Origin of the sequence: Mesorhizobium australicum WSM2073 (assembly GCF_000230995.2) — a bacterium.
Classification (GTDB): Bacteria; Pseudomonadota; Alphaproteobacteria; order Rhizobiales; family Rhizobiaceae; genus Mesorhizobium; species Mesorhizobium australicum.
This window is the reverse complement of record NC_019973.1, coordinates 5,066,747-5,081,712: the sequence shown is the minus strand read 5'-3', so window position 1 is coordinate 5,081,712 and position 14,966 is coordinate 5,066,747. Positions and strand designations below refer to the sequence as shown.

At 58.7% G+C, this 14,966-nt stretch carries 10 protein-coding genes; 2 read left to right on the top strand and 8 right to left on the bottom strand.

Annotated elements, in window-relative coordinates; genetic code table 11:
• Positions 1–92 precede the first annotated feature (92 nt).
• The 8 genes from MESAU_RS24520 to MESAU_RS24485 all read right to left on the bottom strand — a co-directional run bounded on the left by MESAU_RS24520 (position 93) and on the right by MESAU_RS24485 (position 12,178).
• A complete protein-coding gene (locus MESAU_RS24520) occupies positions 93–3,842 on the bottom strand; it encodes a glycosyltransferase (protein WP_015318714.1) in 3,750 nt (1,249 codons plus the stop codon).
• Positions 3,842–5,263, bottom strand: coding sequence for a methyltransferase domain-containing protein (locus MESAU_RS24515; protein ID WP_015318713.1), 1,422 nt, complete (start codon positions 5,261–5,263; stop codon positions 3,842–3,844). Before MESAU_RS24515 ends, MESAU_RS24520 begins: the two co-directional genes overlap by 1 nt.
• A complete protein-coding gene (locus MESAU_RS24510) occupies positions 5,260–6,486 on the bottom strand; it encodes an ABC transporter ATP-binding protein (protein ID WP_015318712.1) in 1,227 nt (408 codons plus the stop codon). The genes MESAU_RS24515 and MESAU_RS24510 overlap by 4 nt, the downstream gene beginning before the upstream one ends.
• A 2-nt stretch (positions 6,487–6,488) precedes the next feature.
• Positions 6,489–7,202, bottom strand: a complete 714-nt coding sequence (locus MESAU_RS24505) for an ABC transporter permease (protein ID WP_245262895.1) — start codon at positions 7,200–7,202, stop codon at positions 6,489–6,491.
• Between the two features lie 104 nt (positions 7,203–7,306).
• Positions 7,307–8,263, bottom strand: a complete 957-nt coding sequence (locus MESAU_RS24500; RefSeq protein ID WP_015318710.1) for a GDP-mannose 4,6-dehydratase — start codon at positions 8,261–8,263, stop codon at positions 7,307–7,309.
• 25 nt (positions 8,264–8,288) lie between these two features.
• Positions 8,289–9,275 (bottom strand): GDP-mannose 4,6-dehydratase, encoded by a 987-nt coding sequence (gmd, locus tag MESAU_RS24495; RefSeq protein WP_015318709.1) that lies wholly within the window; start codon positions 9,273–9,275, stop codon positions 8,289–8,291.
• Between the two features lie 57 nt (positions 9,276–9,332).
• The gene (locus MESAU_RS24490; protein ID WP_015318708.1) at positions 9,333–10,748 is read right to left on the bottom strand and encodes a mannose-1-phosphate guanylyltransferase/mannose-6-phosphate isomerase; all 1,416 of its coding nucleotides are present in this window, start codon (positions 10,746–10,748) and stop codon (positions 9,333–9,335) included.
• Entirely contained in the window at positions 10,748–12,178 is a 1,431-nt protein-coding gene (locus MESAU_RS24485) for a phosphomannomutase (protein WP_041163887.1), read from the bottom strand. Before MESAU_RS24485 ends, MESAU_RS24490 begins: the two co-directional genes overlap by 1 nt.
• 462 nt (positions 12,179–12,640) lie before the next feature.
• On the opposite strand from MESAU_RS24485, the gene MESAU_RS24480 reads away from it, so the two are divergent.
• Positions 12,641–14,629 carry a UDP-N-acetylglucosamine 4,6-dehydratase gene (locus MESAU_RS24480; protein ID WP_041163495.1) on the top strand — a complete coding sequence of 663 codons (1,989 nt, stop codon included), beginning with the start codon at positions 12,641–12,643 and terminating at the stop codon, positions 14,627–14,629.
• Between the two features lie 22 nt (positions 14,630–14,651).
• Complete coding sequence (locus MESAU_RS24475) at positions 14,652–14,939, top strand: hypothetical protein (protein WP_023771497.1); 288 nt, start codon at positions 14,652–14,654, stop codon at positions 14,937–14,939.
• The last annotated feature ends 27 nt before the right edge of the window (positions 14,940–14,966 follow it).

Below are 14,966 nucleotides of genomic sequence, written 5' to 3'. Positions count from 1 at the left end.
GCCACCAATCCCCAATGCTGCTAGTCTAGGGGTACTCGTGCCGAACTCTTCCTTTTCGAAGAATCTGTTGATTGCGGAATGATCAGACCGGTTCAATTCGCTTTGCGAGCGATAGGCTCCGCCTCGGCCGGAAACACCCCGTCCGCCAGAACAAGGTCGAGCAACTGTCTCGCGCTCTGAGCCCAGGTTAGCCAAGGCATATTTTCAGATCGGGGATGTCGCCGCGATCTGAAAAGCGTTAGCCACTCGCGAACAGAGTCAGCCAGATCCGCACCGGCCAATCCCACGAAATAGTAAGCGTGGTCGCCAGCGACCTCTCGGAACACCGAAATGTTGCGGGCGATGATCGGCAGCCTGTGCTGCGCCGCCTCGATCAGCGGCAAACCGAAACCTTCGCCCTCGGAGGCGGCGAGGAGACAGGCCGAGGTAGCATAAAGGCGTTCCAGATATTCGTCACTTACACTATTAAGCCAGAATAGGCGTTTACCATTTTCGGGATGGAGTTGCATTCGGTCGACTAACACCTCGGTCATCCATCCTTGGGTCCCGACAATCACCAGGTTCACAGATGCCCCCTCGCTCCACAGGATATCAAACGCATCGAGAACCTGACCATACCCTTTGCGCGGCTCGATGGTACCGACCATCAGAAAGGTTGGGGTGCCCGTAATAGCATCAAGGATGCCGGCGGCACTGTCCGGCAAGCCGCTGGTCCGATCGGACCAGCCGATATTGGCGCCTAAATGGAAATGGCCGATTTCAGGTTTTTTGCTGCCGGTCGGGAACTCCGCCGCGAAAAATTCTTCAACATCGTCGGTCACAGCCTTAGATATCGTGACCAACTGATCAGCGACGACCAATGAATTCACGAGCCACGCTCGGTGAGTATCGCTTCCGCCGGCCGGCCACCACTCAGGGTGCAAAACTGGAAGAATATCATAGATCACAAATACGATTTTAACGCCGAACAATCGCATTTGGTGGAATGCCGGTGCGGCTTCTATCGAACGGGTATCAGGATTAAGATCCAGCCCCAGGAAAATGTCACCGGCGCGGAAATTGACGGGGTCGTCCTCGAAAGCGTTCTCGTCCCCGCCGACGAACTGCGCAGTATAGCGCTTCGCATGGAAAAACTGGCCGTCGCTCAAAAAGATTGGCTCGATGCGATATTCGCGATTCGGATGTGCAAGCCATTCGTTCAAGACAGACCGAACTACACGCTGGATACCGGTGCGTAACTGGAAAGTCCGTAGGTAAGTGATATCGATGAAAAGAGAAGGCCGTTCGCGTGTGACGGCTATGCTCACGGAAATATCCGCAGCCAGCTCGGTCAGTTCCAGACCGTAGCAGTCGTCCTGCGCCAACGCGCCGACCAGCCCGCCAAGCCCAGCATGATCTTGCTGATAGTATTTTTCAATAGTGTCGGCATATCGGTCAGCACAGAGACGCGGGGTGTGGTTTGCACGCAGGTAGGCTTGACCTTGTTGTCCGAGGCGCTTCCTCTCGTCGGCACTCTCCCAGAGACTATCTAGGGCCTCGCTCAACTCGATTGGGCCGAACCCGTCCTTTAGCTTGCGAACCGCGCGATCGTCGAGCTCAGCCGCTGAGCCGTTAGCGTTCACGATCGTCGGCAGGCCTGCAGCCAAGCAGTCGAGAATAGCGGCCGAGGTTTCCCCCCGCGAATTGCCGCGCAACTGGACGGCCATGTCCGCGGCCGCAAGATAGTCCCTATAGGTTTCCCGATTCGTCCATCCTGTGATCGAGACACGCCGTCCGGCCCCGCTGCCACGAATTGCCGCTCGCAGGGATGTGTCGAACTCACTCGGCGGCGACTCTCCGACAAAGACAAGCCTGCTATCTTTCATGCGGCCGAGCCGAGAAGCAGTCCAAGCTGCAAGCAACCGATCACCCAGCTTGGTCGTCGTCAACATGCCGAAACTGCAGGTGACGAACTCATCGGCTGGGATCGATAGCCGTTTCCGTGCGGCGTCGCGACTCGGCAGATCCACAGGCGCGCGGAGGAGGGGAACATACGACCATCTGCGCGCTGCCTCTTCGCCGCAGTGTTCGAGCGCCAACTGCTTGGAGTGATGGGAATGACCAATGATCCCCAGAGAGTCTCGAATCAGCTCAAAATTGCAGGGATACTTCCAGGCAGTTTCAGCCGTGTCTTGCATGCAAAAGCGGTGTCTCACCGCCTCGAAACCGTGACTTTCATAAAGGCTGCGGCTCCATGCGCCTGGTATACCGCCAAAAAACTCAAGATGAGATTGAATCCCGCTCAGAAAAAAATCGTGTAGAACTACGACACCGGGGATTTGTTTCAGCAAAGCGAACATTTGCCCATGAAATGGGGAGTTGCCAAAATGATATAGTACGCGGTCATAACGGTGAGCGTTTTCGGCAAACCATGTGCTGCTGTAAACGCGGCTGTTCGCGTTCACCCAAGGACTATCCACGTGAGGTTGGTCAACGATGACATCGATTTCGTAGTGGCGCGCCAACTCCGGCAACAATTCCGCGCTGTAATCCGCGATGCCGCTGCGGCTAGGCGGCAGCGGCGACAGGTAAGCCAGCTTTGGTCGACGCAGCGGCACCGCTGGTGATTGGGCTGGGAGGCTGCGCGTGACATGGAGCTTTTCTAGGGAATCCAGGGCGGCACACGAAGTGGCATCCCATGAAAAAAGCTTTGCGCGTTCGGCGGCGTTGCTAACTAGCGCCGAGCGGAAATCGGCATCGCTCAGCGCTTGCTCCATGCGAGCTGCCATGTCGGGCACGGAGAACGGATCGAACAGCGCCCGTTCGAAACCAATAACCTCCGGCAGGCTCGATCGATTCGCTCCGATCACAGGCGCGCCGCATTTCATGGCCTCGAGAAGGGGGAGGCCAAAACCTTCATGCCACGAGGGGAAAACGAAGAGTGCGCACAGATTATAAAGCGCGACGAGATCCTTCTGGGGGATGAAACCTGTGAGCACGAGGCCGTCCGCAGGAATCCCTGCTAGTCTTGCCGTTTCTAGCAGTTCAGCGCGGGCGCTCTCTTCGACAGAGCAGACGATCGCGAGCTGGTGGTCCTTCCTTAGCTTTCGTGGGAGTTTGCCGAAGGCTTGGATCAGAGCAGGTATATTCTTGCGATGATCTATACCGCCAGTGTACATTAGGAACGGGCGCGTGAGTCTGTATTTGCGGCGCAAGGCAGTCTCCTGCGCCGCTTCGATTTGCAGCGGCCGGAAGTTGTTGTCCACTGCGGCCGAAATAGTGACGACTTCTTCGTGGGAAAAATTGAGCCACTGAATAGCTTCGCGGCGCGAGGATTCTGAGATGGCAAGAAGCAGATTCGAACGGCGCAAATGGTCGAGCTTTGATTCGTACCACGAAGCGACGGCCGGATTGGCGAGATAAGGATCGCGGTTGAGGAGCGGGATCAGATCGAAAAGGATAGTCGCAACAAGGGCCGAGTGGGGAAGCAATCCAACACTGGTGGCAGCATCGTCCACACAGCCTTCAAATAGGCTGGACACGACGATGACATCTGGTTCGAGCGAGGCGAGAAAGGCCTCGCGCAAAAGCTCGGCCGCTTTGCGGCGTCCGGTGTATTCCGGATGTAGGCCTGCGACTGGTCCGGGTGCTATCCAAGTGCGGATGTTGCCCGCTGGCAATAGACCGGAAAAATACGTACGAATATCCGCGGCGGAGTCAGAGAAGGCGCCGTTCAGGGCAAGAATGATCTCGTGCTTGCGCCGATTGCGAACTAGTCCCTCAACGAAGGCCATGACATAACGACCGATACCGCGCTTCGCATTGGTCGCCTGCGCGCCCTGCATATCGATGACGATGCGCATCACAAACTCTGTCGTTTCATATCAACCGCGCGCTTCAATTGGGCATGAATTCGGCGCCCATGCGCCGACAGTCCACGCAGCGACGGATCGATCCCAGCCAGTCCAGCGGAGAGTGATCCCGGCGGTGGAGCGGAAATCTTCATGGACGCGACGCCGAGTCCGCGAGATGCCGCGAATAGGCGCGCATGGGCGAGCAGCGCCGGGTTAGCCTTCAGCCAACGGATAGCGTGGGTGCGCAAACGCGGATGCTTCACGACAAACAGCATCGCCTGCGTGGCAAATGGCCGAAACAGGTGCTTCGCGTTGTCCGCAGCTCGCTTCACGCCTGCTGCTTTGGAACGAAGCCAGCCGAGAACCCACATCGGAGCGCGCCTCGTAACGCTCGCATTCAGTCTGGCGATTTCTGCGTCCCGCTCGGCCAATTGCTTCGTGGTTGTCGCGCCGGCATCTGCTAGGTTCCGGCGGAGGCGGGCGACTTCAGCATCCCGCTCGGCCACGGCCCTGCCGAGGGACGCTACCGTGTCGGTGAGTGCAATGTGCCCCGCTCTTATTAACTCCAACTGGGTGGCGAGGCTTTCGGTCAATTCCCGAAGCTGATCCGTGGTGGAGGATATCACTCCCTTGACTGTCTCCGAGTTCTTGGCAATCTCGTCGTCAGCGAAATGAAGCCAACCTTTTATTTGTTCTACGTCGGCGGGCATTTGCTGTGACGCGGTTTGCACAAACGCCGCAAGTGACTTGAGTTCTCTTGCCGGATCGTCACGCTTTCTTGCAAGGCAGGAATAATCGCGCGCCACTTCGAACATGAGGTGAACGCTGCGCTCCGTCGGCCCCGCTTCGATCATGGGACTGCCGTTCAGCCTCAGGATCGCGATTTCGGGGAAGCCGACCTGCTCCACCAGGAACTCGAGCAGGCTCGGGGGCAGGGGACTTTTATGGGTCGGATCAAGATAGAAGGTGTGCGTGCCGACGGAAATATTCTCCGGATTCGGGGTTTCCAGGATAAGCAGGCCATCTTCGGCCAGCACTCTGCGGCACTCGTTCAAGAGTTCGATCAGATAATCGGTAGGCACGTGCTCGACCATGTGGAAGGCTGAAATGACGGCCGCAGTCTCATCCGGTTGCTCTCGCAGATATTCGATCGCATCCCGAAGCTCGATTCTCAGTCCACGTTCGATGGCTTCCTGCGCCATGCCTCCGTTCAGATCCACGCCGACGGCTTCCAGCCCGGCCTCGGTGAGTATCTCAAGCCATTCGCCACGTCCACAGCCAAGATCGATCGCAAGAGTCGGCCCTTCAGGTTGCCTCGGCACCTGCGCCAACAGGGGTTGATAGATCTCAAGTCGGCCCTTGACGAGTTCCCTTGACCCACGAAAGCGGTCCTCGAAGGCCTTGTACAGATCGTCAAAATTTTTTTTCATCGGACGATTTCGAAAGCGTGCTCAAGGCGGCTCGTCCCGACAAAGAAGGGGCTGTCTGAACTGATGACGTCAAAAACCTCGACGTTCTCTATCCAGTCGAAATTGTTGTCGATGTGGACGTCTCCCGTATGCAGCGCGACCGATAGACCATATGAGCCCTGGCCAAGGGAGCAGGCAAGGCGCAGTCGGCATTCGAGCTTGTCTCCAGCCGCAATGTTCGAAAGCACCTGACCAGTGTGCCAGGTGTTGGTTCCCCACACTATATGACCGGCGCGATCCCTCAGCATGAAGCCGATGACAAGCTCCGGAATATCCTCTTTCGCAACAATCCGCGTTCGAACCGTCATGCTCTGTCCTGAAACGGCGATCTTTACCTGGGCACCGGTTTCGCCGTCCAACAACGCCACGGATTCTACCGCGGCTGCCTTGGTCCCGCTTCTGCTGTAGAGCCAATCATCCTTTTCCCGCCGCTGCTCCACCGTCAGCTTCGCATTCTCCTTGGTTGCTATCAGGGCATTATAGTAATCAATCACCTCGTCGGGCGCCCCGTCCTTCAGCACATGTCCCTTGTCCAGCAGGATCACCCTGTCACACAATGCCCTCACGTCGGCCAGGGCGTGAGTGACGAGAATGATCGATGTGCCCGCCGCCTTGAAGCTGCGTATCCGATCAAAGCTCTTGTGTTGGAAATAACTGTCGCCAACCGAGAGCACCTCGTCGACGATCAGCACCTCCGGCCGCTCGGCGGTGGCAAGCGCGAACGCCAGCCGTGCCTGCATCCCGCTCGAATAGGTTCGGACCGGCTGGTCGAAGAACTCGCCTATCTCGGCGAAGTCCTCGATATGCGGCATGAGTTCGGCCAGACGCCCGTGCGAGAGACCCATCAGCCCGCCGGCATGGAAGGCATTCTGGCGCCCGGTGAATTCGGGATTGAAGCCGAGCCCGAGTTCCAGGATGGCGCTTATGCGGCCTGAGACACTCGCCGCACCCTCGGTTGGCCGCACGGTGCCGGTGATTAGCTTCAAAAGCGTGCTCTTGCCGGCGCCGTTCTGCCCGATCAGCCCAAGGGCTTCTCCCGGGGACAGGGAAAAGGAGATGTCCCTGACCGGCCAGAATTCCTCCGTCGGGGTAACCGGCGCTCCGAACCAGCCGGCAAACCTCTCGAGGTTGCTGGCATAGTTCGCATAGCGTTTCGACAAATGACTTACGGAGAGCACGGTCATGGTTACAGCACGTCGATGAGTTCAGGGCTTGCACGGCGAAAGAAAATCATCGCGAAGACCATGCTGAGCAGCCCCAGAATGGCCGGCATGATGAGGCTTTCGGGGCTGGGCCAGCGGTTGAACAGCAACGCATCCTGGTACAATGCAACCAAGGGAGCCATCGGGTTGAGGCTGAGCACGAAGCTGTATTGTTCCGGCAGGACGTTGGCTGGATAGACAATCGGCGTCAGCCAGTACCAGAGCTGCAGCACGATCGTCATGACCTGCGCGATATCGCGAATGAAAACGTTCATCACCCCGAGGATGACACCGAGACCGAATCCGATTGCGGAAATCAGGATGATCCCGACCGGCAGCAGGATCAATGCGCGGCCTGGCATGTGGCCGAGGAAGATGAAGATCACGAAGATGGCGACAAGCAGCAACAGGTGGTTGATCAGCGCCGTGCCGCCGACGATCACAGGCAGGCACAGGCGCGGAAACGCGATCTTCTTCATGACCGGTGCTTGCTCGATGAAGACGGTCATGCTGCGCGTAAGGATCTCGCTGAACAGCGTCCACGCGGCCATGCCGGACAGAAGGTAGATCGGGTAGGCCGCGGGGCTGTCCGTGTCCGGAAGCCGTGCCTTGAGCACTTCCGAAAGCACGATGGAGAAGATGATCGCCTGCGCAAGCGGGTGAAGGATGAACCACAGGCCGCCCAGGCGCGACCGCACGAAACGCCCCTTCAAGTCGCCTCTGATGGAGGAAATGATGAAATGGCGGTAGTGCCATAAGCTTCGCAGCATGTGATCGACCCTTTGCGCGCTGCGTCTTGCCGTCAGCGGGCGTTACATAGCCGGTGCCAATATCCGAAAACGTCGGCAATTGTCTGTTCGAACGGCACCAAAGGCGTCCAATTCAGCCTATTGTGTGCTTTTGCCGCATCACCGCACATGACGGGAATGTCATTGGGGCGGAATTTGGCCGGGTCGGTACGCACCTCGATGTTGATGCCCGACTGCGCTATGAGCATGTCCAGTATATGCTGGATCCTCCGCGGTCGTCCTGATGCGATGTTATAGACATGGTCGGGCCCGGCATCCAGCTCCAGAAGCGCCGCACTCGCATAAGCGCGCACCACGTCGCGAACATCGAGGAAGTCGCGCTCGGCTTCGAGATTTCCGACGTGAATGACGGGCTCGCTTTTTCCCGACACGATCTCGGCAATCTGCCGCGCGAAGGCGGAAACCACATAGGCGTCCGACTGACCAGGGCCGGTATGGTTGAACGGGCGAAAGCGCACCGCGCGCAGGCCGTCATAGGCCATTTGCCCGATCATCAAGTCCGCAGCCGCCTTGGTGGCGCCGTAGACCGTCATCGGTTGAAGCGGCACGGTTTCCGTCACCGGGCCGGCCACGCTCGCAAACGAAGCCCCATAGGCTTCCGAACTGCCAATGTAGACGAACCGGGCCTTCGGCGCGTGGCGCATCACCGATTCGGCAAGGTTCATCGTTCCCGTGAAGTTGACGTTCCAGGCATGGCGTGGCGCGTGGCGGGCATCGGAAGGTGCTGCAACCGCGGCCAAATGAATGAGCGAGGTGGGCTGGACCTCCCGCACCGCAGTGTCGACCGCATCCCGGTCCAGCAGGTCGATGGCATTTCGCTGGCCTTCGCCATGGCCAAACGCGAACACCTCGCAGGAACTGTGTTCCCGTTCCAGGAGGCGCAACAGCGCAGAGCCGACAAATCCGCTTGCCCCGGTAATCAGGATACGATGCTTCAAATTACCGACCATGAGGCAAAAACGGTTCCCATCCAGCTTAACGTCTGGCTGGGTTCGCGTGGCGTTCGAGATCCGCATCCACCATTTCGCGGATCATCTCTTCCAGCGAGATCGTCGCCTCCCAGCCCAGCTTCGCCTTTGCCTTGGCTGGATTGCCGAGCAGGATTTCGACTTCCGCCGGCCTGAACAAGTCGGGGTCGATGACAAGGTGATCGTCAACATTGAGCCCGACGTGCTCGAATGCAATCCGGCACATGTCGCGCACAGTCGTCGTCCTGCCTGTCGCGATCACGTAATCATCCGGCTGGTCCTGCTGCACCATCAGCCACATCGCGCGGACATAGTCCTTGGAATGACCCCAATCACGCTTGGCGTCGATGTTCCCGAGCCGCAATTCCTTTGCCATGCCCTTCTTGATGCGCGCGACCGCGTCAGTGACTTTGCGGGTGACGAACTCAATGCCGCGAAGCGGGGATTCATGATTAAACAGGATGCCGCTCGAGGCATGCAAACCGAAACTTTCACGATAATTGATCGTAATCCAATGGCCATAAAGTTTCGCCACCGCATATGGAGAGCGTGGGTGGAAAGGTGTCGTCTCGGATTGCATCGGTTCCTGGATAAGGCCGTACATCTCCGAGGACGATGCCTGATAGAAACGGGCTTCAGGCGATTCGAGGCGGATGGCCTCAAGCACATTGGTCACGCCTATGCCGGTCACGTTGCCGGTCAGGATCGGCTGCTGCCACGACGATTTGACGAAGGATTGAGCGGCAAGATTATAGACCTCATCCGGCTTCACGTCGCGCATCGCTCTAGCCAGACCAGACAAATCCGTCAGGTTTCCGTCCACGATCCGAACATCTTTTTCAATGCCAAGCCACTTCAGGCGCGTGGTGTTCACATCGGCGGTGCTTGAACGCCGCGCAAGTCCGTGAACCTCATATCCTTTGGCAAGCAGGAGTTCCGCCAGATAGGCGCCGTCCTGCCCGGTAATGCCGGTAATCAAGGCTTTCTTTGTCATCAATGTTCTCGGTTCTATCTAGTGGTTGCTCGCCAAGCACCGCGAGCTGATGGGTTGTCAGCTGCGGCCGTATACGTCGTCGAAGCGCACGATGTCATCCTCGCCGAGATAATCGCCGCTTTGTACTTCAATGATCACCAGGTCGATTCTTCCCGGGTTTTCCAGCCGATGTTTGTGGCCGCAGGGGATGTAGGTCGATTCGTTGGTCGCCAGAAACAGCTCCTGGTCGCCATTGACTATTTTCGCGGAGCCGCTGACCACGACCCAGTGCTCGGAACGATGGTAGTGCATTTGCAGGCTCAAACGTCTACCGGGCTTCACCTCGATGCGTTTGATCTTGAAGCGCTCGCCTTCCTCCAGAACCGTATAGGTACCCCACGGGCGGTGCACCGTGCTGTGAAGCAGGTGCGCTTCATGTCCAGAAGCCTTGAGGTCGTCAAACAGCTTCTTGACGTCCTGAACACGGTCGCGGGATGCGACAAGCAACGCATCCGGGGAATCCACGATCACCAGGTCGCTGACGCCGACCGTGCCGATGACGCGCTTATCGGAGCTCACATAGCTACCGGTTGTGTCGATCATGTGAACATCGCCGCGTATCCTGTTCCCGCTTGCATCGGGAGCGATCAGGTCGGCCATTGCGTTCCACGACCCGATGTCGTTCCAATCCATGTCACAGGGAACCACGGCAAGATTGTTTGTCTTCTCCATGACCGCGTGGTCAAGCGAGACTCGCGGGGCGGAGCCAAAGTGCTCGGGCGCGAGTTCGATCTTGGCAAAGCCTTCGCCTTGACTGAAGTGGCCGTTCTCATAGCTGTCGGAGACAGCCTGGATCACCGCGGGACAATGCAAAGCCATTTCGTCGAGCATGGTTTGTGCGCTGAAGCAGAAGATGCCGCCGTTCCAGAAGAAGCGCTTGGATGCGACATAGGCCTTGGCCGTCTCGAGATCAGGTTTTTCAACGAAACGGACGACTTTCTCACCATCCGCTTCGATATAACCGAATGCAGTGTCCGGTCTGGTCGGGCTGATACCCAATGTGGCGATCCGCCCCAGCTGCGCGTGTTCGATGGCCCGGCCCATCACGGCCAGAAAAGCAGGCAGGTTGCCAATCATGTGATCCGCCGGGAAGACACACAGAATCACCTCAGGACCCTGCGTTGCCTTGGCATGGATAGCGGCCGCCGCCACCGCGGCGGCCGTATCGCGGCCTTCCGGTTCGAGCAGAAATGTGCGCGGCAACATCACGGAATCCAGTTCGTCGAAATCGTCTTTCGTCAGGAACAGGTGTTCTCCGGACGTTACCACGACGAGTTCCACGACATGCTCTATCGAAGCTGCGCGCAACACTGTGTGCTGAATAAGAGAATGTCCGTCAGCCACTTTGAGGAAAGGTTTGGGGTGCGATTGCCTCGAGGCGGGCCATAGTCGCGATCCGGCTCCACCGCTGATGATGACGGGAACCACTTTCATTACGCGACCTCTGCTTCGTTTGTGGATGTGATTGCCCGCGCTCTTTCGAGCGTCAGCGCCACGATCGCTGTCGCTCTGCTTGGGTCCATAGCCTCTGAATAACAGCGAAGCTCCGGCGCGTTGCCGGACGGCCGCAGATGGATGATCTCGCCGGTTTCCATTTTTGTCCTTAGCCCGTCAGTCTCGTCGACGTCGGCAACGGTCCCGAACGGCGCCAGAAATCGCTGCAGTGCATCCCGGTCCGCAAGCCGGCGCATCAAGCTGCGGGAACTCTCCACCGGAAAATTTTCGAGACGTTCGCTTGCGCAGGCGGGAAGATTCCACAGTTCGCGCAAACGCGACAGGGATTTTCCTGTCGACGCGACCATACCGAGAACGGCGAGGATGGGGAGCAGGGAATCTCGTGTCGGCAATGCCGTCAACGTTTTTCCGTGAAGTGAACAGTCCGCCCCCAGGAGAACGCCACCATTAGCCTCGAAGCCAATGACGGTTTTTTCGGGATGGTAGGAAGCTTCCATGGCTTCAACGACAAATGGAGATCCCACCTTTGTCCTCAGAACCGTAAAACCGAAAGCTTCCGAAATGCCTGAGTTGGAGGTCACGGGCGTCACTACGCTATCAGCCCGCAAGAACAAGGCCGTGGCGAGGCCGATCAGGTCGCCACGAAACAGATCGCCATTCTCGTCGGCGATAAGTGGTCGATCGGCATCGGCGTCGGCCGACACGATGGCGTCGAGCTTGAATTCTCGAGCCCAACCCTTGAACTTTGCAATTGTGGTCGGGTCAACGGCTTCGGTGTCGACAGGTACGAAGGTATCGGATTTCCCGACAGGTATCACATGGGCGCCAAAAGATTGGAGAACCTTCACGAGAAGGTCCGCCGCGACCGAACTGTGCTGATAGACGCCGAGCCTCATGCCTGAAAGGGATCCAGGCTCCAGGATGTCGTCAGCGCGCGCGCGATAGGCGGTAATCGCCTGGTCATGATGTCCTGGCAAAGCCGTTCCTATTGCCGGCGGGGCGTTATAAGCGTCTGACCTTTCCGCGGCATAGCGTGCTATAGCGGCTTCATCGGCCTTGCTGATCTCACCCTGCGGGTTATAGAATTTGATGCCATTGCGGTCAGCGGGTATATGCGAACCGGTCACCATAAGCGCCGCTGCGCCATGCTGCCGAGCATACAACGCCAAAGCTGGTGTTGGAATGGCACCGCAATCGATCGGTTGAAATCCACCAACCACCAAGGCAGCCATGCAGTTGGCTGCAATGGTCGGGCTACTATCGCGCAAGTCGCGACCTATGAACACCTTGGCCTTCGGCTGGAGCCCGCCTGCTGCTAGGCGCCAAGCGAAGGCTTCAGTATAAAGTCCACTCGGTTTGCCGACCAGTTCCGAAGCCAAGCCTCGAAGGCCACTCGATCCAAATTTCATTACTTCACTTTGGCTAGTGTGGGGGAAGGCCGTCATATTGCAGTGCGCCCATCTGTCAACCGGAAATCGTTTGGCCAGCCGTCCAGTGTTCCTCGGGCTCTCCAAATAGTGCGTCGGTAATGGCTTGGGCGAGACTTCGTGAGTAGTTGACCAGAAAGGCGGCGTCAAATCCGCCGAAATTTCCAATCTTTCGGCCGGTCTTGTAATCCACCTGAGTCGCGCGACAGTGTTTATAAGCGGAAGCTACTTTTCCAGTCGCTGTTACATGATATCTTCATCAACGCGCTCGTTCATGAGACGCCGGTGAAAAAATCCCTGGCGATGGCTTCAAGTCCACGCTATGCGATAAAGGCGGCGGGGGCCGAGAAATTTGCGCTAACATAGGTGGCCGGTGGCGAATGGTATTCGACCTGGCGCGGCATTGGTGTTGAAGTTCTCACGTCCGGAGTTCAGTACTGCCCAATGGTATCCTATATAGAAGCTGTGTTCGGGCTCAGGCCTCAGATGCGGCGCGCCTTCATCATGGTCCAGGACGTGGTCATGGTCCTGGTCGCCGTGGCGCTCAGCCTCGTCCTGTCGCGGTCGGATCTTTCCTTTGGGGCGCTCTCCACGGAGGGCCTTGTCACCTGGGCCGGCATCGTGGTCATCAGCCATCTGCTGTTCAGATATTGCGGCCTCTACACCACGGTCTGGCGCTTCGCTTCGACGCCTGATTTCTTCAACATCCTGAAGAGCTGCGCGATACTGACATTCGTCCTCTACGCCGTTTCACTGTTCGTGCGTTCCTTTCAGCCTGTCGCGGGGCTCAACGAGCGCCAGTTCATCGTCTTCCTGCTCGTCTCCTTCACCGTCATCTCGGCGCCCCGGCTGTTCTACCGCTTCCTGCGTGACGGCGCGAGCTGGGGTGTCCTCAGCGGCAAAGCCGACACGGCGCGCACCAAGCAGGCCCTGTTCGTCGGGCGGCTCGGCGAGGCCGACCTGATCATTCGTTTCACGCGCACGGCGCAACCCCCCGATCATACCATAGCCGGCATCATGGCCACCGAGCATGGCGCGCCGCTCGGCACGCGCATTCAAGGGGTCCCGGTGGTGGCGACCCGGCCGCGCCTAATCGATGTCCTGGAGGACTATGCGAGCGGCACCAAAAGCCTCGATCTGCTGATCTTCGGCAGCGGCGCCGAGCATGAGATCGAGGAATACTCGGAGCTGGTCCGTGTCGCGCGTCACGCCGACATAGCGGTCGTGCAGTTCGCAGGCCTTTCGCAGCTGGGCCAGGAGGGAAAGCTCGTTCTCGATGCCGTCGAGATGGAAACGATCCTGCGCCGCCCGACTGTGCCATCCGACATCGAGCGCATCGGCGCCTTCGTCGGCGGCAAGCGCGTCCTGGTCACGGGAGGCGCCGGCTCCATCGGGCGAATGCTGGTCAAGCGGTCGCTGGAGCTTGGAGCCGAGGCCGTGCTGGTCGCCGACAATTCCGAATTCGGCATCTTCCAGTTGAGCCAGTATATCGACGAGAAGCATCATGATCGCCTCAAGGTCCGCATCGTCGATGTCGCGGACCGGCGCCAGATGACGCGCGTCGTCACGGAATTCAAACCTGACATCATCTTCCATGCAGCGGCGTTGAAGCATGTTCCGCTGCTGGAGGAGAATTGGGAATCGGCCATCCAGACCAACGTCTTCGGCACGCTTGTCTGCGCCGAGGTCGCGGCTAAATGCGGAGTGGCGCAATTCGTAATGGTCTCGAGCGACAAGGCCGTCGATCCGACCTCCGTGCTCGGCATGACCAAGCGGGCCGCCGAACAGATCGTCAGCGCCCTGCACGGCACGCCGGCCGGCGAACCGGGCGGGCGTCGCGCCTCCACCAAGTTCATCGCCGTGCGCTTCGGCAACGTCTTCGGCAGCAATGGCTCGGTGGCGACCATATTCCAGGCGCAGATCGAGGCCGGCGGGCCGGTCACCATAACCGACCGGCGCATGACGCGCTATTTCATGACTGTCGCCGAAGCCGTCGATCTCGTCATCATGTCGGCGGCCGATGCCGCCTCGCGGCCGGCCGGCCAGGATTACGCCGTCTACATGCTCGACATGGGCAAGCCCGTGCCGATCGTCGAAGTGGCCGAAACGATGATCCGCATGGCGGGAAAAAGCCCCTATACGGACATTCCAATCCGCTTCACAGGCATCCGCCCGGGCGAAAAGCTCCACGAGACCCTGCACGGCGAGGACGAGGAACTGGTGGAACTCAGCATTGCCAAGATCTTCGGCCTGAGCACCGATGTCGCGCAGTGGTCGGATGTCCAGACAGCACTTGCGGCGCTTCAGCAGGAGATGAAGAGCCAGAACAAGGCAGCTTCGCTTGCCGCGCTTGCCGGTCTTGACCGCGCCAAGAAGGCGAGGGGGGCCACGCCTCAAGAGGTGATCCCGAAAACGGCTGGGCAGGCGACTTAGGCTGTGCAGAAAATAATCTTGAGTGCTTGATCTGGTCGGCGCCAATGCATCGTGGCAGGCGCGGATCTCCCGGCTGGGTCGCCTGTTCAAGGGCCAGTTCGCGGACTGGACCGATCTCAATCTTGCCGGCCTTGCCGTCAATCGCGATCTCCTTACGAAGGATGCGGTGGCGTGCCTCGACCTGTTCGCGAACGGTCGGCGAGGTTCCCTTTTCCAACGCCTGGGCGCCCTGCGCAAAAGCGGCGTCTATCGACAGACTTTTGCCGGCACCCTTGGACTCTATCTCGCCTTTGTCCTGGGTCGTATCTGAAATCGAGGACCGCGCGGCGCGCTTGGT